Below are 18,876 nucleotides of genomic sequence, written 5' to 3'. Positions count from 1 at the left end.
TAACATCGATGGTCAGACGTCATTCGTTGGACGACCAATAACTCATGGGAAGTGGAGGATTCACATATGAAACTAGTTATGTTTCTAGTCGGTTTATTTGTTGTATTTGTACTAGGTTTCCTTGTAAGTTCAGATCGGAAGAAAATTAAATATAAACCAATTGCAATTATGCTTGTTATTCAATTAGCATTGGCTTACTTCTTATTAAATACAAAGATTGGATTTGTATTAGTAAAAGGAATTTCAGATGGCTTTGGCGCCATTTTAAAATACGCAGAAGCTGGGGTTAACTTCGTATTTGGTGGTTTAGCGAATGATGGACAAGCACCGTTCTTCTTAACAGTATTACTACCAATTATTTTCTTAGCGGTATTGATCGGTATTCTGCAACATCTTAAAATTTTACCGATTATTATTCGTGCAGTCGGTTTCGTATTAAGTAAAATAAATGGTCTAGGAAAATTAGAATCATATAATGCAGTAGCAGCGGCAATCGTTGGTCAAGGTGAAGTATTTATCACAGTAAAAGATCAATTAAGTAAATTACCAAAAAATCGTTTATATACACTTTGTGCATCTTCTATGTCAACGGTATCGATGTCAATTGTCGGTTCTTATATGAAAATGATTGATCCAAAATATGTAGTAACAGCACTTGTATTAAACTTATTCAGTGGATTCATTATCATTCATATCATTAATCCGTATGACATTAGTGAAGAAGAAGATATTTTAGAATTACAAGAAGATAAGAAGCAAACGTTCTTTGAAATGTTAGGCGAGTACATTATGCTTGGATTCTCTATTGCAGTAACAGTAGCTGCGATGTTAATTGGATTCGTTGCATTGATTACAGCAATTAACGGTGTATTTGATTCTATTTTCGGCATTACGTTCCAAAGCATTTTAGGATATGTGTTCTCACCATTAGCATTTGTTATGGGTATCCCAACATCAGAGATGCTACAAGCAGGACAAATCATGGCAACCAAATTAGTAACAAACGAATTTGTTGCGATGCTTGATTTAGGAAAAGTAGCTGGCGATTTATCAGCTCGTACAGTAGGTATTTTATCAATCTTCCTTGTATCATTTGCAAACTTCTCATCTATCGGGATTATCGCAGGTGCAACGAAGAGTATCGATGGAAAACAAGCAAACGTTGTATCTTCTTTCGGATTAAAGCTTGTGTATGGTGCAACGTTAGTAAGTATATTATCAGCGGTTATCGTTGGGGTTATGCTATAAAAATAAGGAAAGCAATGGGCGCGTGAGCTCATTGCTTTTTTTATTTAACTTACTTTGTTTAACTTACGTTTAAAAGCAGGCCTTTTTAAATATGTGCCAAGACGCCATACGTATTCAACTGGCCCTATGCGATACCTTTTTAACCAACAGGTGCTAGCATATAATTGGATGACGTAAATTACAATTGTTAATACAATGCCAAAGAAGTAGCCGATTTTCCCATATAAACCAAGTCCATACGCATAAAAAATGGTAGTAGCAATGATGGATTGCGCTAAATAGTTACTAACTGACATTTTTCCCATATTAGCCATATATTCTAATAAACGTGATGCTTTTTTGTAACGAAATAATAAAATGATAGAGCTTCCGTAAAAAATGGCCATGCTAAGCGGTGTAACACTGTCTTTTAACATAATGAGAAGAGGTTGTTTTGTTAATAGTTCTAAGATTTTTACTGTGAAAGAAAAAATACCGCTGATGAGCCAGATTTTTTTGAGGGAAGGTAAATGTTTATCTATTTCAAAAAGCCAGCCTTTTTTTCCAACATACATTCCTAGTAGGAATAGTGGAGTCATGAAAATCAGTGCGAAAAGTGTTATGAAAAATGTTCCGAAAAAGCCAGTGATCCCAATATACTTAAAAGGATCTTCATTAAGGCGGAAGCTTACATGTTCTATATAGCTACCAGTTTCATGAACCTGTTGTTCTTTTGCGATATAAGGTGCAAAGTCATCGGACATATTGGTGCTTGGTTCAAAGGGATAAGACATCAGCATAGTTAGTACTAGTATGATGGATGCCCAAATGATCAATGTTTTGGGCTTTCGATTGATAAACATCATTAATAAGATTCCTATAATTCCATAACCGAATAAAATATCTCCATCCCAAATAAAAGTACCATGGAGATATCCGAGGATGAGTAAAATACTAAGGCGGCGGATATAAACCGGAAAGAAACGTTTTTCTTTTTTTATGATACTGTTTTGCAGCAAAGTAATACTAATCCCAAATAGAAAAGAAAATAGGGAAATGAAATTGTGGGTGCCAAAAAATTGAATAAACCAATTGGCACCTTCATCAATTTTTCCGAATACATAAGTAGGCTGTTCACCGCTAAACATTCCAAATTGAATTAATGTCATGTTAACAAGTAAAATACCGAATAAAGCAAAACCACGAACGGCATCGATTGCTTCTACACGTTGTTTCATAGAGATGTTCTCCTTCCCGTTTGTACTCTATATTGAAAATAATACCATTTATAATAGTAGTCCTATGTAGAATGAGCGAAGATTTAAGCTGATTTTAATCCGATGTTAAGGTGAAAAGTGATTTAAAGGAGAAAAAAATCACCTTAACGAATTCATTAAGGTGATAAGGATATTACTCAGCAGGAGGAGTAAACGTACGTTTTTCCAATTCCGCATCTAACATAAATAGAGCGTTAGAGTCGCTTGTAATACGTTTTAGTTTTTGGATGATGCTGTCGAAAGAAGCTTCTTCTTCAACCTGTTCGTCAACGAACCATTTTAAGAATGTAATTGTCGCGTGCTCACGCTCATCCCAAGCGATATCGGATAAGTTGTAAATACGCTTTGTTACTTCACGCTCATGCTCAAGTGCGATCTCAAATGCGCTTAAAACAGATTCATATTCATTGTTAGGGTTTTCGAATCCAGTAATAATGGCGCGCTCTCCGCGGTCATTAATGTAATTGTAAAGTTTCATTGCGTGGAAACGCTCTTCTTCTGCTTGTACAAGGAAAAAGTTTGCAAATCCATCATAGCTTTCTGCTGTGCAGTAAGCAGCCATTGCCATGTAAACATGGGCAGAGTAAAATTCAAAATTCATTTGGTCGTTAAGCGCATCGTGTAATTTAGTAGATAACATAAATTCTCTCCTTTGTATGTTGTCGGAACCATTATATCATAATTGATAAATATTCTCATTTGTTTTCGAAACGATTAGAAAGCTTCTCGACATGTGCCTCCATAATATCTTGTAAGTCTAAATCATATTTTTGAGAAAGGATAATGAGGTTTGCAAGTACATCTCCAAGTTCTTCTTTTAATTCAATTTTCAATTCTTCCACTTGTTTTACTTGTTCATCTGGGCGATCGCGTCCAATTTCAATGGCGCGTACAACTCGTGAAACTTCTCCTACTTCTTCTGTTAAGAAATTCAAGCGAATAAAAGAGTTATATTGTGACCAGCTTCGTTTTTCGTAAAATTCCTCAACCCATCTCTGAAATTCGGCAATATTCAATTCTTTCCCATCCCCTCAATATGTTGTACAATGTTCATTGTATCATAACAATATATAGTTTTGGGGTGTAGGTATGAGAAAGATTTGTGTGTTTGCAGGCTCTAATTTAGGAGAAAGACCGGAATTTAAAGAGCAAGCAATTAAGCTTGGAGAAGTGCTTGTCCAAAATAATTGTGAACTAGTATACGGTGGTTCATGTGTTGGTTTAATGGGGGAAGTAGCCAATGAAGTGTTGCGCTTAGGCGGACGTGTCACTGGTGTTATGCCTCGTGGTTTATTTCGCGGAGAGATTGTTCATAAAGGATTAACAGAACTAATTGAAGTAGAAACAATGCATGAGCGCAAAGCAAAAATGGGAGAGCTTGCGGATGCATTTATTGCGTTACCAGGTGGCTACGGAACATTTGAAGAGTTATTTGAGGTTGTATGTTGGTCACAAATTGGGATTCATGACAAGCCAGTTGGATTATTAAATATTAAAGATTTTTATAGTCCAATTTTGCAAATGATCGATCGCGCGGCAGAAGAAGGGTTTATGAATCCATCGAATAAAGAGTTAATTGTTTCGGCGGATAATGCAGAAGAATTATTGCTCCACATGAAAAACTATAAGAGACCTGTTATGGGGAATAAGTGGAAGCAGTTATCATAATAAGATGAATAAAAAGAGGCATTCCGTTCATTTCGGAATGCCTTTAGATTTGTCTTTCATAGATTTCTTATATAAATGCCAGCCACCCCAACCACCAAGTATCGCGATACAGATAAGGAAAGGATAGCTTCCTACATCTACGTTTATGCCTAAAATATTGGCTATCATGAAAGTAATTCCAACAGCTAATGAAGCGAAAAATACTCGAATCAAATAGTCTTTCAACTGAACCACTCCCGTCATTTGATAGTGATAGTACCTAAATGATGAATTTGGAAAAGTATTGTCTAGACGTAACTATTAGAAGGCTATTTTCTATATTTTAACATAAAAACGGTTGAGATATATCGATATAATAATAAATCCCCTCAAGTGAATTGAGGGGATTTATTGACCGAGCTGCTTGCGCTTTTAATATTATCCAGCTCCAGCGGCTAGAACAGTCGGTCGTTTCACTCCTTTATCTGAGGCGAAAAGCGCCTCTGAATCAGGAGTTCCAACGCCCTCCTGTTCTGAGCGAGCCTCTTGCGCTTTTAATAGTATTATTGATTCAAGAACGCACGTAGCATCCAAGCGTGTTTTTCTAGTTCTGTGTAGATGCCAAGTAGTAAGTCAGATGTCGTTTCGTCGTCAGCACCCTGCGCGATTTCCATACCTTTTTTCAGTTCGCCTAGCATCATTTGGTAGTCTTTCATAATTGCTTCGACCATCCCTTCTGCAGTCTCTCCGTAAGCCGCTTCTTGAACAGAAGATCGTTCTAAGTATTCTTTCATTGTCGCTACTGGTTTGCCACCAATTGCTAAAATGCGTTCTGCAATTTCATCGATGTGTCCAGCTGCTTCTGTGTAAAATTGTTCGAATTTCTCATGTAATGTAAAGAATTGAGGTCCTTTTACATACCAATGGAAATTGTGTAGTTTTGTAAATAATACGTTCCAGTCTGCTACCTGTTTGTTTAATACTTCGATTACTTGTGTGTTCATATGATCAATCTCCTTTTGAGTTATTATATCTTTTATTAATTTATAATTATTATAATCTAGTAATTGATATAAATCAACCATTTACAAACATTATTTTTGAACTATATAAATACAAATTGAAAAACGAGATAAAACCCTTCTTTTTAGGTGGGAGAGAGCATCTAGCCATGCATAGAAGCGGTCAGATCCTTTTCCTGCCCCATGCCAAGTAAAAACAAAGAGAGAAAACAAGTAGGGGTCACCTTTTGTTCTTCAAAGCAGCGACTTATATGTTGAAAAATCAAAATGGATTTATATAGATGTAATGTTGTATTGCAATATGTGTTTATTTTTCCTATATGGTGGCATACATATAGAAAAAGGGAATATAGAAAGGAGAATGGAGGGCAATGGAACTCCAGTTTCAAAACGTATATCAGCAAGCTGGAAATTGGTATGTGCTGGACTCAGAGTTTCCGTGGGATATTCAGCGGGTGAAAAATGATATATTTTCACTTATTGAGAAACGCGAAATTCCAGTTATTTTTTGCGATACGTGTGATACAAATAATGTGCTTGTAAACTTAGGAGAAGAGGAAGAAGAATTTTTATTTCCTTTAAGCGGTTTTTATCATAAAGAAAGACAAATGATTTTTGTTTGTATGTGGGAACAGTATGAGCAAGTGCTCAAAACATTACTACATGAATTCAGGCATTCAATGCAACATGAGAAAAATGTATTATACATTGGAAAAGAAGCGTATGAAGCACGTTGGATTGAAAAGGATGCCCGAGCATTTGCAGAACGTAAAATGAATGAATATATAAGAAGAAACTTAAACTAAGGCATAGTGAGAGAAATTGAATATTCTTTTGTTTGTTACTTACTAAAATAAAGTGATTGACATTTTTAAAGTTTAGTTCTAAACTAAAGATATCAAGTAGGCGAGGTGATGGAATGAAAACAGAAGAAAGATTAGGATTATTGTTATGGTTTCGTTTATCACGCTTTTATAACAAAAGCATTCGTGAGACAAATCAACATTTGAAAGAATGGAGTTTATCTGCTGCCCAGTTTGATGTTCTAGCCCAAATTGGTGGGCACGATCGATTAACACAGCAAGAACTCGGGCGAAAGCTATTTGTTACAAAAGGGAACATCACGCAGCTTTTAAATAAAATGGAGCAGCTTGATTGGATTAAGCGAGAACAGGAAGGTACTACGAAATACCTTTCGTTAACTGAAAAGGGCAGAGTTTTGTATGAAGAGGTTGTTCCACCGCAAGAGACGTTTCAAGCAGAACAATTTGATAAGTTAAATCGTAATGAACAAAAACAACTACTAGAATTACTTCGAAAGTTACAATAAAAAATTTTAAATAAATATCTCGAATTCGAGATAATATGAGGTGAAGGATATGTTTAAAAAAGTTGATCATAAAAATATGGGAAGAGCAAATCACGGTTGGTTAAATACACATTTTCATTTTTCATTCGCAGATTATTATAATCCAGATAATATGAGATTTGGGGCGCTTCGCGTTATTAATGATGATTTAGTAGCAACGCAAACAGGATTTGATATGCATCCGCACCGTGATATGGAGATTATTTCTTACGTTGTAGATGGTGCATTAACACATCAAGATAGCATGGGGAACCGCGGTACAATTGAGCGTGGACATGTACAATATATGAGCGCTGGTACAGGTGTTTTTCATAGTGAACATAATTTAGGGAATGAGACATTACGCCTATTACAAATTTGGATTTTACCAGACCGCGCAGGGCACACACCAAACTACGGCGAGTTCAAGTTTGATTGGAATAAACGTGAAAACAATTGGTTCCATATGGTATCTCCAATTGATGGTGGTGCACCAATTGAAATTCATCAAGACGCAAATTTATATTCACTATCTTTAGAAGCAGGAAAAGAAATCACTTTCCCTGTTAGCGAAGATCGTCAAGTTTATCTTGTGCAAATTGAAGGAAGCGGTGTTGTAAATGGTGAGACACTTGTAATGCGCGATGCAGCAGAAGTAGTTGAAGAAGATATTCGTATTCAAGCAACAGAACAATCGCATTATTTAGCGATTGAGATGAAAAAGCAATAAGAGACACTATGATTGAACTACTCCCACCTTCACTTCGTTTAGAGGTGGGGGTCTTTCGGTTAAAATGATAAAAAGAGATAGCGCATTATTTTTCATGCGCTATTTCTTTTGCACTTTTTTAATTCTTCATAAGAAACATCCTGAATAATTTTAAGATTAGAATGAAAAATAGATGTGCTAATGCTGTACCTATAAAGAAAATAGCGAGAACAAATTCATTTAGCCCGTTAGTGAATAAAAACTGAGCATAGCAGAGAACGCCTAATATTGTTGAAACGATAGTAGGTAGAAAATATAAGATTGCTTTTTGCTGTAGTTTTATGAAAAGGAGGAAAGTCGCTAATAATGTTATCGGACAGAAGGAATACATAATAATTTGCGGTAACATTATATCACCACCTTTCAAAGATAAAATATGATTCTAGTTAAGAAGGCTATGCAATTTTATCTTTATTTTTTATATGTAGATATTTTTAAGTGTAATATAATGGGAATGTTTTGTGAATTTAAAACGGGGATTTTTGGATGGAATTGTAAAAAAAGTTTCTCAATATTTTTTAATAGGAGATATTTTCCTTTTCTCGAAATGTATAAGAGTGTCAAAAATTTTTGGGGAATGGGGAGTGTTAGATTGAAAAAGCAAGTCGTTTCATCAGCATTAGCTTTATCCGTTATCGTTGGGGGTTTTGGTGCATTTGGAGCAACAAAAACACAAGCGGCAGAGCAGCAAATTCAGTATCACCAAGAATTTAAAACACCGGCTTACATAGGTGAGGAATGGAAAGCACCGCAAGGATTAGATAAAAAAGAAACAGTATTTCAGTATTTAGAGAGTAAGAAGGATATGTTTAAATTAGCAGGAAATATTGACAAACATTTTAATATTGTAGGGGAAGAAAAGGACGCTGAATCGGGTACAACACATGTGAAGTTAATTGAGAAACATAATAATGTTCCTGTATATGGATCAGATCAAACAGTCACGCTTGATAAAGACAATAACGTAAAGGCGTTCTTCGGGCAAGTTATCCCGAATTTAGAAGATAAAAATATTCCAGCTGCAGCTAGCATTACTGATGAGAAGGCGGTAGAAGTTGCAAAGGCTGATATTGAGAAAGAAATTGGCAAAGTAGATAAATATGATGGTGTGAAAAAAGATTTATATGTGTATGAAAAAGATGGACAATACTATCTTGCATACCTTGTTAAAGCGTCTATTTCAAAACCAGCACCAGGATACTGGCATTACTTTGTTGATGCAACAAATGGAAATATCATTGAGAAATATAATGCAATCGACCATATTACTGGTTTTGGCTATGGCGTTTTAGGAAACAAGCAATCATTTGAAATTGCTCAAGATGAAAAAACAGGAGCATTTAACTTGTTTGATGGAAAACGTGGAAATGGTGTTCATACGTTTGATGCACAAAATATGGATGAGAACTGGTTTAATCTCTTCTCACAATGGCTTGGATATACAGGTGAAGAAGTAGAAAGTAAATCAAAATTCTTTGAAGATAAAGCGGCTGTTGACGCACATGTAAATGCAGGAAAAGTATACGATTATTATAAAAAGACATTTAACCGTAATTCTTTCGATAATAAAGGTGCGAGGCTGATTTCTACTGTTCACGTAGGTGAAGGGTGGAATAACGCAGCTTGGAACGGTGTACAAATGATGTATGGAGATGGGGATGGAAAAACATTCATTCCATTATCTGCAGGTTTAGACGTTATTGGACATGAGCTAACACATGCTGTAACAGAGCATACGGCGAATCTTGTTTACAAAGATGAGTCAGGAGCATTAAATGAATCATTATCTGATATTATGGGTGTAATGGTTGAGAAGAAAAGCTGGGATTTAGGTGCTGATATTTATACACCTGGTGTTGAAGGGGATGCGCTTCGTTCTCTGAAAGATCCAGCATCTATTCCGAACCCATTAAAACCTGGTGAAGGTTACCCAGATCATTACAGCAAACGCTACACTGGAAAAGCTGATAATGGCGGCGTGCATATTAACAGTAGTATTAATAACAAAGCCGCATATTTAGTATCTGAAGGTGGCACGCATTATGGTGTGAAAGTAAATGGCGTAGGCCGTGAAGCAACAGAAAAAATTTACTACCGCGCTCTTACAAAATATTTAACTGCAAACTCTAACTTTAAAATGATGCGCCAAGCTGCACTTCAATCTGCGACAGACTTATATGGTCAAAACTCTAAAGAAGTACAAGCTGTAACGAAAGCTTATGACGCAGTTGGTGTGAAATAAGATGAAAAAAGACCTGACTTGGTTGTCAGGTCTTTCTTTGTTATTTAATCGCGAATACCGAGAGCGATTTTTGCCATACGTGACATACGCTCTTTTGACCAAGGTGGATTCCAAACCACATGGACCTCTATTTCATTTACTTCGGGTACATTTGTTGATAATACTTTTTTGACATCCGATACGATCTGCCCAGCCATTGGACAACCGATAGAAGTCATCGTCATTGTAATAACAGCATTATTATTTTCATCTGCTGTCACATCATATACTAAACCAAGATTAATAATATCTACACCTAATTCAGGATCGATAACAGCCTCTAAATTGGCATATAATTTTTCTTCGAACGCTTGCGACATGCACAACACTCCTAATATTAATGATATCCATTCTCATTATAAAGGAAATAAGATAAAGATGCAGTGAAATAGCTCACAGTGTTTTTTTAGAATCTTTCCTATACTGATTATAAGTATGTAGGAAGGAGCAAGATTGAAAATGAACTATGATGAAAATCCTTTTATCGTGATATGGGAAGTTACACGAGCTTGTGAATTAAAATGTCTGCATTGCCGGGCTGAAGCGCAGTATAGGAGAGATCCGAGAGAATTAACTTTTCTTGAGGGGAAGAGATTAATTGATGAAATATATGAAATGAATCAGCCGATGCTAGTTTTTTCAGGCGGGGACCCGCTTATGAGAGAAGATATTTATGAGCTAGCAAATTATGCAGTGCAAAAAGGACTACGCGTTTCGATGACGCCTAGTGCGACTCCAAATGTGACGAAAGAGGCAATACAAAAAGCAAAAGGGGTTGGACTTGCACGCTGGGCCTTTAGTATCGATGGTGCTACAGCTGAGACACATGATCGTTTTCGCGGTGTGGCAGGGTCTTTTCAGCTTACGATGGATGCGATTCAGTATTTAAATGAGTTACAGATTCCTGTCCAAATCAATACAACTATTTCTAAGTACAATGTTCATGAAGTAGAGGAGATGGCGGCGCTTGTTGAAAAGTTAGGTGGTGTACTATGGAGCGTGTTTTTCCTTGTTCCAACTGGAAGGGGAAGTGTAGAGGATATGATTTCACCAGTAGAACATGAACTTGTATTTCGTAAATTATATGAAATAGGAAAAAGGGCTTCATTTGATATAAAGACGACAGCTGCTCAGCATTATCGCCGCGTTGTGATGCAGCAAAAGAATAAGGAAGGTAAAAGCAAGCAAAGAATGTGTTATGAAGATGCGCTGCAAAATGGGTTAACTGGAAAAATTGATGGTTTAGGACGAGCGCCAAAAGGAGTCAATGACGGTAACGGCTTTGTTTTCATTTCGCATATTGGTGATGTATATCCAAGCGGGTTACTACCGATTCAAGCTGGGAATGTGAGAGAAAAGCGTTTACGAGATATTTATCGTGATTCTCCAATTTTTCAAGCATTACGTAATCCAGATAGCTATAAAGGAAAATGTGGGAAGTGTGAATACCGTTATGTGTGTGGTGGTTCTCGCTCAAGAGCATATGCGATAACCGGTGATTATTTAGAGAGCGAGCCATATTGTGTATATGTACCGAAAGCTTTAAGAAGCTAGCTAATAAAAAATGTGAGATTCCTATTGTCTTTTTAGGATACATCATGTATACTTCTAATTAGTTGATAACGATTATCAGTATCAACTAAACGTTACTCTTCGTTATGTTGGTCATACCCCTTTTGACTGCGTAAGTCAGAGACAAAATGTTGAAATACCTTGTGTCCTATTCTACAGAATTATGGTAATCTCCAACCTCAACTTATATGCGTTAAGCATGCAAAAAGGATCCTATCCGTGAAGGGATCCTTTTTTGCATGATCCCGCTAACGGAAATGGGCAACAATAAGTAATCAAAGAGCCGCTAGGATAGACCAAAATCACCATAATAACTCTCAAATTAGATAGTTAATATCCATATAAAAGTAAGAAAAGCTGTCTCCAAAAGGTCGTTATTCAACGACCTTTTGGGACAGCTTCTTTCATTTAATCTGCTTCCGTAAATTTCCCATATTGACGCTTATGCATCCAAGTTAATGTACCAATTGTTCCAAGTGATAACAGAACGATGAACATCATTAAAATGCCTGCGTTTTGCCACATAAAGCTGTAGTCTCCACTTGAAATAACCGCTTTATATCCTGATACAGAATATGTCATCGGGAACCATGCGTTAAAGATTTGCAGCGGTTTTGGAATTAACTCAAGTGGGAATGTACCCGCACTTGTTGTTAATTGTAAAATCAATGTCAAGATCGCAATAAAACGTCCTGCATCGCTGAAAGTCGTTACTAAAAATTGAACTAACGCAATAAACGATAAGCTTGTAATAATACTAAACAATATGAAGTATGGAACACTTTGTACTTCAACACCTAACCCAAGCAGTAACACTGCGTCTGCCACAAGTGCTTGAATCACACCAACGGCAAGTAGTACACCAAACTTACTAACAAACCAGCTAAATCCTGATTTCGGTATACCAACTGTTTCGCGTAATGGGAACACGATAGATAATAAGAGTGCCCCAACGAATAAACCAAGAGATAAGAAGTACGGCGTAAATCCTGTTCCGTAGTTTGGAACCTCTGTCACTTTCTCAGTTTCCACTTTCACAGGACTCGCGAACATGTCATATTTGTTCTCGTCACCTTTTGTTTCACTTGTTTTCTCAGCGCCTTCGCCAAGTTTTGTTGCGAGTTCTTTTGAACCGTCATTTACCTTACCAAGACCCTCTGTCACCTTACCAGAGCCATCTGCTAGTTGGTTAACACCATCTGCCATTTGTTTCGAACCAGAAGATAATTCACCTAAGCCACCTGACAATTGGTTTGCTCCTGTAGATAATTGACCTAAGCCTGCTGTTGCTTTACTAGACAGTTGATTTAAACCGCTATTTAAATCACTTGCACCTTTTGATGCTTCTCCTAATTTCTCACCAAATACTTGGAAATTCGTTACAAATGACTGTTGACCTTCTGCTAATTTACCGGCACCGGCAACAAGTTGCTGTTGACCATTTTGTAATTGATCAACACCGTTTTGAAGCGCTACCTGACCAGCATGAATAGCATTTGCGCCACCGGCAAGTTTTGTAGCACCGCCTTGAATTTCATCTGTTTTTCCAGCAAGTCCTTTCACACCTTGTGAAACTTGTTTTGTACCTGCTGCCACATCTTTGCTACCTGCTTCTAATTGTTGAACAGTTGCTTGTAATTTTTGTTTCGCTTCACCATCAGGTAGATTTTTGATTTGTTCATTTAAAGCAACTAAACCGTCCGCAACGCCTTGAGCGCCTTTTGCTGTTTTCTCAGCGCCACCACTTAACTCATTTGCTTTTTGCTGCCAATTTGTTGCACCCTGCGCTAACTCAGAAGCACCTGCGCTAAGACCTTCAGTTCCTTTTGTTAACTCTGGCAATTTCTTTTGCATTTCTTGAACGCCAGCTGATGATTTTTCTAAACCACCATGTAAATCATTAATACCTTTTTGAATTTCTTTTGCTCCACCAGCTAACTTTCCTTGTCCTTCTTGAAATTGAACAAGCCCATCTGCTAACTGTTTAGAACCGTTTGTTAATCTTCCTAGACCGCCTTGGAAGTCTCCTTTTGGATCTACAAATTGACCTAATCCTCCTGAAATTTTCTGGGAACCATCTAATAATTTTCCAACTCCAGTTTGCATTTCACCAGTCTTACTATTTAAAGTATTTAATCCATCTGTTACTTTTCCAGACCCATCCTTTAACTCACCTGTTCCATCATGAATCTTACCAGCGCCCTCACTTCCATCAGCAAAGCCTTTAGAAACATCTTTTAATGAATCAAACATTGTCTCAGCATATGTTTTTGTTACTGAAGCTGATACTTCACCTTTGATTTTTTCAATAGCTGATCCACCAATTTGTGAAGATAAGAAGTTTAAGCTTTCATTTGGAATGAACTCTAGTTTTGATTTTTTAGGGTTTGCATCCAACAATGTTGTTGTATTTTCAGAGAAGTCTTTTGGAATGCGGATCGTCATGTAGTATTTACGATCGTCCATTCCTTTTTTTGCTGTTTTCTCGCTGACAAACTCCCATTTGAAGCCTGTATTTTCTTTCAAATTATCAACAAGTTCCTTACCGGCTTCAACCGGTTTTCCGTTATACACTACACCTTTATCAAGGTTTACAACTGCAACTGGTAAATCATCTAATTGGTCATATGGATCCCAAAACGCCCATAAGAACATACCAGCGTACAATACTGGAATAAATAAGACTGCAATAATTGGAATTAAGATTTTTTTGCTTGTCATAATCGTAGCAAACTCTTTTCCAAGCAGTTTCAATCCTCGCATTGTTTACTCCTCCTTTTTTAAATAATTGACTGCTTTGCTCGATTGGTCAATTTTTGCAAAAAAAAGAAGAAAATAACGACCAATTCATCTTCTCGTATATGTTGCTATTTTCTTGCAATTTTCCCTTTGCTAACCAATGACCGAAACGTTCAATTAGTCATATTTTATGATAATAAGAGGATTATCTCATTTCGACAATCCTTTTAATAAATATAATTCAAAAAGTTCAGCGATATGCTCTTTTTCTAACGGTTCATGATGTTTTTCCCAATCAAAAATGAGCGATACATATAAACGAAGCATAATAAATGCTGTAATTTCTGGATCACATTCTGTAATCTCACCTTTTGCAATTGCAACTTCAAGACGCGATTTAATAAACGTAATAATTGTGGAATCCAATTTTCTCATCACATCTTGCACTTCTTTTGTCCCCATATCTCGCTCTTCTTGAATAAGCTTAATCATGAGTTGATGATCTTTTCGAAACTCTAAAATACGATATAAAGAACGATGTACGTTTTCAAAAAATGGTACATTTGAATCAATTGCCATTTCTGCTACTTGCTTCATTTCTGCAATTAGATCGGAAATGATTTCACCAAACAGTTCTTCCTTATTTTTGAAAAACGTATAAATTGTCCCTTTTCCAACATTGGCAAGCTTTGCAACTTGATCCATTGTTGTTGCTTTATAACCAAATGCAGAAAAAGACTTTGTTGCCACTTCAATAATTGCTCGTTTTCGATCAATTGCCACGTTTTCACCTCCTGAAAATGACTAAATGGATATTTCGGTCAAGTGGTACGTTTGTGATAATACCATAGATTCCTAATGTTCTCAAGTTTTATTTTTACAAACGTACATCTTTACTCCGTCACAAATAAAATTTATTGTATCAAACGAACATGAAAATAAACAAATGCACCCTTCTGTATAATGGCAGGTGCATTTTATTTTCTTCTTATGAAGCTTTCTTTAAATAAATCTGTGCAAGCACCGGATCATGATCACTCATTTGGCCATTCTTTTCCATAAAAGCCCGATTAGTGAGGACTGATGAAAAGTTTCACTTTATGTTGTAGCGATTAATGTGTATAGCCCTGGGATGCGTTTTTCTATTTCTTCTGGTGCAGAAGCGGGAAAGACCCAGCGCTGGTGTGGACCACGTTCCTCAATAAGTTCTTCAATGCGTAAGTTTGCTTTAGCAATCTCTGTAATAATTTCTCCTAACGTCCAGCGACGAATCTTCGTTTTTGGTAGTAGATCTCGCTGCGTTTTATCCAGTAGACTGCTATAAGCAACGTTATCTTCAATAATCTCTTCATAAAAATAATTCCCGTTTGCCTGGAACATTTCATGATCTATCGCTACTAACTTTGTATAGAGAGGATGATAATCCCGAAGTATGAAAGTGCCACCGTCTTTTAGCAGCCCAGCGATTAATTTAAAGAGTGGCTTAAGATCTAAAAAATAGTGGAGTACACCTAGCTCTAATAAAACAACATCGAATGTTTTGGAAGAAGAAATGTCTAGTACATCAGAAACAATATATGTAATAGAGGTTCCTGCAGCATCCGCTAGCTCATTTGCATATTTGGCATTGCTTTCAGAAATATCTACAACTGTTACGTCAGCACCTAATAATGCGAATGCCACAGCTTTATTTCCTTTCGAACCAAGTAAATTTATGATGCGTTTTTCCTGTATATTCTCTATGTAAGGTAAGTAATAGGATACTTCATGGGCTGGATCTTGTAATAATTTCTTTGCATATTCCTTGGGTGTACCGTGCCGATTGGTCCACGCCTCATAGGCAGCAGCGTTCCAACTTTGCTTATTAATTGCGCTTAATTGTTTTTGATTCAATGAGATCGCTCCTTTCTTTAAACATGTATATATTCGGAAGGGATTATTTATTTCCTGTTTTCTTTTATAAAAAGTTTGATTTTTCTGTATTTTAATTGTAAAATACGTGTTATATATGAAAAGCATTGAAAAGGAAAAGTAGAATGAAACCATTCTTTCCAGAGAGCTTCGGGAGCTGAGAAGAAGCAAGAATGTTCATTTGAACAATGGCCTTTGAGCTGCGTCCTGAACTTATCAGATGATAATAGTAGGCGGCGACGAGAGTTGGTTCTCGTTATCAAAACCACAGTATAAGAGCGTAATATTGCTCCGTACTTGACGAGGTCAGTTGTGTGAATAGCTGACGAAATAAGGTGGTACCGCGACTGTTTATACAGCCCCGCCCTTATCTTTTTAGAAGATAGGGGTGGGGCTTTTTATATTTAAAAGGAGGAATAGATGATGAGTACTTTTATTGGTGGAGCTTGGCCGTATGCGAATGGCTCTTTACATCTTGGGCATGTTGCGGGTTTATTACCTGGGGATATTTTAGCTCGCTATTATAGAACGAAAGGTGAAAATGTTCTTTACGTATCAGGAAGCGATTGTAATGGAACTCCGATTGCTATTCGGGCAAAACAAGAAGGGGTTACTGCAAAAGAAATTGCAGACTATTATCATGAGGAATTTGAGCGATGTTTTAAGGAGCTTGGTTTTACGTATGATTGTTATACACGTACAGATGCACAGCATCATCATGAAACGGTACAGAAGATTTTCTTACGTTTGTTAGAAGAAGGATTTATTTATAAAAAGACAGTTGAGCAAGCATATTGCGAAACGTGTACACAATTTTTACCGGATCGCTATGTGGAGGGGGGGTGTCCACATTGCCATGAACCAGCACGTGGGGATCAATGTGATGCATGCTCAGCTATTTTAGATCCACTCGATTTATTAGAAAAGAAATGTAAGCTGTGTGGAAATACGCCAGCAGTTAAGGAAACGGAGCATTTCTATTTTGCCTTGCATAAATTTCAGCCGCAGATTAAAGATGCCGTAGCAGTTGCAAAACGAGAAGGAGCATGGCGTGATAATGCAATCCAATTAATAGAGCGTTACTTAGAAGAAGGATTACAGGACCGGGCTGTATCACGTGATTTACCAATTGGAGTGCCAATTCCAGTTAAGGGATATGAGGATAAGAAAATTTATGTGTGGATTGAAGCTGTTGCTGGTTATTATTCAGCGAGTAAACGATGGGCTGAAGAAACAAGGCAAGATGATGGGGAGTTCTGGAGTAGCAGCGCGAGGACATACTATGTTCATGGGAAGGATAATATTCCGTTCCATTCTATTATTTGGCCAGCTGTATTACTTGGGATAGGAGAAAAGGCAATTCCGCGTCATATCGTTTCCAATGAATATTTAACTGTTGAGAAACGAAAGTTATCGACAAGCAAAAACTGGGCAGTATGGGTACCGGATATATTAGAGCGGTATGATCCAGATTCGATTCGTTATTTCTTAACGATTAATGCACCAGAAAATCGCGATACCGATTTTTCTTGGCGCGAATTTATTTATAGCCATAACAGTGAGTTACTAGGCGCATATGGGAACTTTGTAAATCGTACATTAAAGTTTATTGAGAAATATTATGACGGTGCGGTACCAAAAGGGCATATAAATCTAGAGCTAAAAGAAAGAATAGAGGAATTATATCGCAGTGTAGGAAATGCAATTGAGCAGGCTCATTTTAAAGTAGCAGTAGAAACAATCTTTGAAACGGTACGCTTTGCGAATAAATATTTTGATGAGCAGGCGCCTTGGAAGCAAAGGGAGGAAGAGCCTGTTGCTTGCGAAGAGACGATTTACACCTGTGTATATTTTATTGTGAATTTTGCGCAGTTACTGGAGCCGTTTTTACCGTTTTCAAGTGAAAGAGTGCGGAATATGCTAGCTATTACGAATACGGGCTGGAAATGTGAAAATATATTGCCAGAGCGGATAAGTCATGTACAGCCTTTATTTGAAAGAATTGATATAAAACAAATTGAAAAAGAGGTAGAAAGGTTATATGGAGCATGGAAGTAAAAAGAGCACATGATGTGCTCTTTTTTTAGGCGCTATGCTCTATGCTCTTTTTCTTCTCCTTCCGTGCAGTCAAAATTTGTGGTGTGAAAATACCAAGCAATATGCAAACAATGCCGAGCCATTGCATCGGTGATACGACTTCATGAACAAGAGTGATAGAAGCAATGATTGCTGTTGGTAGTTCTGCAGCACCTAAAATGGTTCCCAATCCTATACCGACCTTTGGTACACCGATGGAGAAGCAAATTACCGGTACAACAACACCGAAGAATCCAAGGAAGAAAGCGTACTTCCATAATCCAGCTTGCAAGGCACCATCCATTAAAAAGGTTGGTGGAAAGAATAAACACACAATAAGTGTAGCACTTGTTGTCATAAGGAAGCTTTTTGTATAGGGTGGTACATTTGTAGCAACGCGGCCACTTGCAAAGACATAAAAGGAAAAAGAGACAGCGGCTAATAGTCCAAAGATAATACCCTTTGTAGAGAAGTTTTGACCAAGCCCTTCAAACACACCGCCTGCAAATAATGTTCCGGCAAATAAAATAATAATAGATATTACCTTTTCGCGGCTTGGTAATGTCTTGTTAGCGACTGCTTCAATGACTACTCCAATCCAGGTAAATTGAAAGAGTAGAACAACAGCGATGGAAGCAGGTAATTCTTCTACAGAAATCGCGTAGAAAATCCCGGTCATGCTCATTGTTGTTCCGACAGCTAATAAGGTCAATGCTTGTTTTTTCGAGACTTTATGACGCGAGAAGAAAAGAACGAGCAATAAAAGTCCCACCCAACCAAATACATATTGTCCACCTAGTAACTCATGTGCAGAAAACCCGTTCATAAAGCCAAGTTTGAAAATTGTAGAAAGTACGCCGTAGCTGCAGGCGCCAAATAAAACTAATAATGAAAACTTAAATTTCTCCATAAAAAATCCTCCTTCGACAAATAAAAAACGCCCGCTGTCCAATTCAGGACAGCGGGCGAACGAAACAGAGTGAAAACTCTACAAAATTCCGCCACTC

The 18,876-nt window shown here is 37.1% G+C and carries 18 protein-coding genes and 1 other annotated feature; of the genes, 8 read left to right on the top strand and 10 right to left on the bottom strand.

Annotated elements, in window-relative coordinates; all coding sequences use genetic code 11:
• Nucleotides 1-66: 66 nt before the first annotated feature.
• Nucleotides 67-1,248, top strand: coding sequence for a NupC/NupG family nucleoside CNT transporter (locus tag JDS96_RS05360; RefSeq protein ID WP_097834513.1), 1,182 nt, complete (start codon nt 67-69; stop codon nt 1,246-1,248).
• Nucleotides 1,249-1,292: 44 nt separating this feature from the next.
• Here JDS96_RS05360 and JDS96_RS05355 read toward each other — a convergent pair whose 3' ends face one another.
• From JDS96_RS05355 to JDS96_RS05345, 3 genes are all read right to left on the bottom strand, one after another.
• Complete coding sequence (locus JDS96_RS05355) at nt 1,293-2,465, bottom strand: DUF418 domain-containing protein (protein WP_199666304.1); 1,173 nt, start codon at nt 2,463-2,465, stop codon at nt 1,293-1,295.
• A gap of 172 nt (nt 2,466-2,637) precedes the next feature.
• The gene (locus tag JDS96_RS05350; protein ID WP_016112449.1) at nt 2,638-3,144 is read right to left on the bottom strand and encodes a ferritin; all 507 of its coding nucleotides are present in this window, start codon (nt 3,142-3,144) and stop codon (nt 2,638-2,640) included.
• A gap of 55 nt (nt 3,145-3,199) precedes the next feature.
• Complete coding sequence (locus JDS96_RS05345) at nt 3,200-3,520, bottom strand: MazG nucleotide pyrophosphohydrolase domain-containing protein (protein WP_016112448.1); 321 nt, start codon at nt 3,518-3,520, stop codon at nt 3,200-3,202.
• Between the two features lie 73 nt (nt 3,521-3,593).
• On the opposite strand from JDS96_RS05345, the gene JDS96_RS05340 reads away from it, so the two are divergent.
• Nucleotides 3,594-4,172, top strand: a complete 579-nt coding sequence (locus JDS96_RS05340) for an LOG family protein (RefSeq protein ID WP_033671782.1) — start codon at nt 3,594-3,596, stop codon at nt 4,170-4,172.
• Between the two features lie 27 nt (nt 4,173-4,199).
• On the opposite strand, the gene JDS96_RS05335 is transcribed toward JDS96_RS05340, so the two are convergent.
• Entirely contained in the window at nt 4,200-4,397 is a 198-nt protein-coding gene (locus JDS96_RS05335; protein WP_018765062.1) for a hypothetical protein, read from the bottom strand.
• A gap of 317 nt (nt 4,398-4,714) precedes the next feature.
• Nucleotides 4,715-5,155 carry a Dps family protein gene (locus JDS96_RS05330; RefSeq protein WP_018765061.1) on the bottom strand — a complete coding sequence of 147 codons (441 nt, stop codon included), beginning with the start codon at nt 5,153-5,155 and terminating at the stop codon, nt 4,715-4,717.
• Nucleotides 5,156-5,544: 389 nt separating this feature from the next.
• On the opposite strand from JDS96_RS05330, the gene JDS96_RS05325 reads away from it, so the two are divergent.
• From JDS96_RS05325 to JDS96_RS05310, 4 genes are all read left to right on the top strand, one after another.
• On the top strand, nt 5,545-5,979 hold the full coding sequence (locus JDS96_RS05325; RefSeq protein WP_097795010.1) for a DUF3920 family protein: 435 nt from the start codon (nt 5,545-5,547) through the stop codon (nt 5,977-5,979).
• 113 nt (nt 5,980-6,092) lie between these two features.
• A complete protein-coding gene (locus tag JDS96_RS05320) occupies nt 6,093-6,503 on the top strand; it encodes a MarR family winged helix-turn-helix transcriptional regulator (RefSeq protein WP_018765059.1) in 411 nt (136 codons plus the stop codon).
• A gap of 49 nt (nt 6,504-6,552) precedes the next feature.
• A complete protein-coding gene (locus JDS96_RS05315; protein ID WP_018765058.1) occupies nt 6,553-7,251 on the top strand; it encodes a pirin family protein in 699 nt (232 codons plus the stop codon).
• 631 nt (nt 7,252-7,882) lie between these two features.
• Nucleotides 7,883-9,532 carry a M4 family metallopeptidase gene (locus JDS96_RS05310; RefSeq protein ID WP_199666303.1) on the top strand — a complete coding sequence of 550 codons (1,650 nt, stop codon included), beginning with the start codon at nt 7,883-7,885 and terminating at the stop codon, nt 9,530-9,532.
• A gap of 44 nt (nt 9,533-9,576) precedes the next feature.
• On the opposite strand, the gene JDS96_RS05305 is transcribed toward JDS96_RS05310, so the two are convergent.
• A complete protein-coding gene (locus tag JDS96_RS05305; RefSeq protein WP_199666302.1) occupies nt 9,577-9,891 on the bottom strand; it encodes a metal-sulfur cluster assembly factor in 315 nt (104 codons plus the stop codon).
• A gap of 139 nt (nt 9,892-10,030) precedes the next feature.
• Here JDS96_RS05305 and JDS96_RS05300 point away from each other — a divergent pair, with 139 nt between their 5' ends.
• A complete protein-coding gene (locus JDS96_RS05300) occupies nt 10,031-11,125 on the top strand; it encodes a TIGR04053 family radical SAM/SPASM domain-containing protein (protein WP_018782752.1) in 1,095 nt (364 codons plus the stop codon).
• A gap of 426 nt (nt 11,126-11,551) precedes the next feature.
• On the opposite strand, the gene JDS96_RS05295 is transcribed toward JDS96_RS05300, so the two are convergent.
• The 3 genes from JDS96_RS05295 to JDS96_RS05285 all read right to left on the bottom strand — a co-directional run bounded on the left by JDS96_RS05295 (nt 11,552) and on the right by JDS96_RS05285 (nt 15,775).
• Entirely contained in the window at nt 11,552-13,906 is a 2,355-nt protein-coding gene (locus JDS96_RS05295; protein ID WP_199666301.1) for a YhgE/Pip domain-containing protein, read from the bottom strand.
• A 186-nt stretch (nt 13,907-14,092) separates the two neighbouring features.
• A complete protein-coding gene (locus JDS96_RS05290) occupies nt 14,093-14,665 on the bottom strand; it encodes a TetR/AcrR family transcriptional regulator (RefSeq protein ID WP_199666300.1) in 573 nt (190 codons plus the stop codon).
• Between the two features lie 315 nt (nt 14,666-14,980).
• Nucleotides 14,981-15,775 (bottom strand): class I SAM-dependent methyltransferase, encoded by a 795-nt coding sequence (locus JDS96_RS05285; protein WP_199666299.1) that lies wholly within the window; start codon nt 15,773-15,775, stop codon nt 14,981-14,983.
• A gap of 116 nt (nt 15,776-15,891) precedes the next feature.
• Nucleotides 15,892-16,165 (top strand) — a binding site (T-box leader).
• A gap of 51 nt (nt 16,166-16,216) precedes the next feature.
• On the opposite strand from JDS96_RS05285, the gene metG reads away from it, so the two are divergent.
• Nucleotides 16,217-17,851: a methionine--tRNA ligase gene (gene metG / locus JDS96_RS05280; RefSeq protein ID WP_199666298.1), complete on the top strand. Its 1,635-nt coding sequence runs from the start codon at nt 16,217-16,219 to the stop codon at nt 17,849-17,851.
• 25 nt (nt 17,852-17,876) lie between these two features.
• Here the strand turns inward: metG and JDS96_RS05275 are convergent, their stop codons facing one another.
• Entirely contained in the window at nt 17,877-18,779 is a 903-nt protein-coding gene (locus tag JDS96_RS05275) for an EamA family transporter (RefSeq protein ID WP_006096476.1), read from the bottom strand.
• Nucleotides 18,780-18,876: the final 97 nt, after the last annotated feature.

Origin of the sequence: Bacillus cereus group sp. N21 (genome assembly GCF_016483395.1) — a bacterium.
GTDB lineage: Bacteria > Bacillota > Bacilli > Bacillales > Bacillaceae_G > Bacillus_A > Bacillus_A pseudomycoides.
This window is presented reverse-complemented; position numbering and strand designations above follow the sequence as displayed.

Bases quoted from the DNA above. Each gene is read 5' to 3' on its own strand.
- JDS96_RS05360 (WP_097834513.1), top strand. From the start codon at position 67: ATGAAACTAGTTATGTTTCTAGTCGGTTTATTTGTTGTATTTGTACTA.
- JDS96_RS05355 (WP_199666304.1), bottom strand. From the start codon at position 2,465: ATGAAACAACGTGTAGAAGCAATCGATGCCGTTCGTGGTTTTGCTTTA.
- JDS96_RS05350 (WP_016112449.1), bottom strand. From the start codon at position 3,144: ATGTTATCTACTAAATTACACGATGCGCTTAACGACCAAATGAATTTT.
- JDS96_RS05340 (WP_033671782.1), top strand. From the start codon at position 3,594: ATGAGAAAGATTTGTGTGTTTGCAGGCTCTAATTTAGGAGAAAGACCG.
- JDS96_RS05330 (WP_018765061.1), bottom strand. From the start codon at position 5,155: ATGAACACACAAGTAATCGAAGTATTAAACAAACAGGTAGCAGACTGG.
- JDS96_RS05325 (WP_097795010.1), top strand. From the start codon at position 5,545: ATGGAACTCCAGTTTCAAAACGTATATCAGCAAGCTGGAAATTGGTAT.
- JDS96_RS05320 (WP_018765059.1), top strand. From the start codon at position 6,093: ATGAAAACAGAAGAAAGATTAGGATTATTGTTATGGTTTCGTTTATCA.
- JDS96_RS05315 (WP_018765058.1), top strand. From the start codon at position 6,553: ATGTTTAAAAAAGTTGATCATAAAAATATGGGAAGAGCAAATCACGGT.
- JDS96_RS05305 (WP_199666302.1), bottom strand. From the start codon at position 9,891: ATGTCGCAAGCGTTCGAAGAAAAATTATATGCCAATTTAGAGGCTGTT.
- JDS96_RS05300 (WP_018782752.1), top strand. From the start codon at position 10,031: ATGAACTATGATGAAAATCCTTTTATCGTGATATGGGAAGTTACACGA.
- JDS96_RS05295 (WP_199666301.1), bottom strand. From the start codon at position 13,906: ATGCGAGGATTGAAACTGCTTGGAAAAGAGTTTGCTACGATTATGACA.
- metG (WP_199666298.1), top strand. From the start codon at position 16,217: ATGAGTACTTTTATTGGTGGAGCTTGGCCGTATGCGAATGGCTCTTTA.
- JDS96_RS05275 (WP_006096476.1), bottom strand. From the start codon at position 18,779: ATGGAGAAATTTAAGTTTTCATTATTAGTTTTATTTGGCGCCTGCAGC.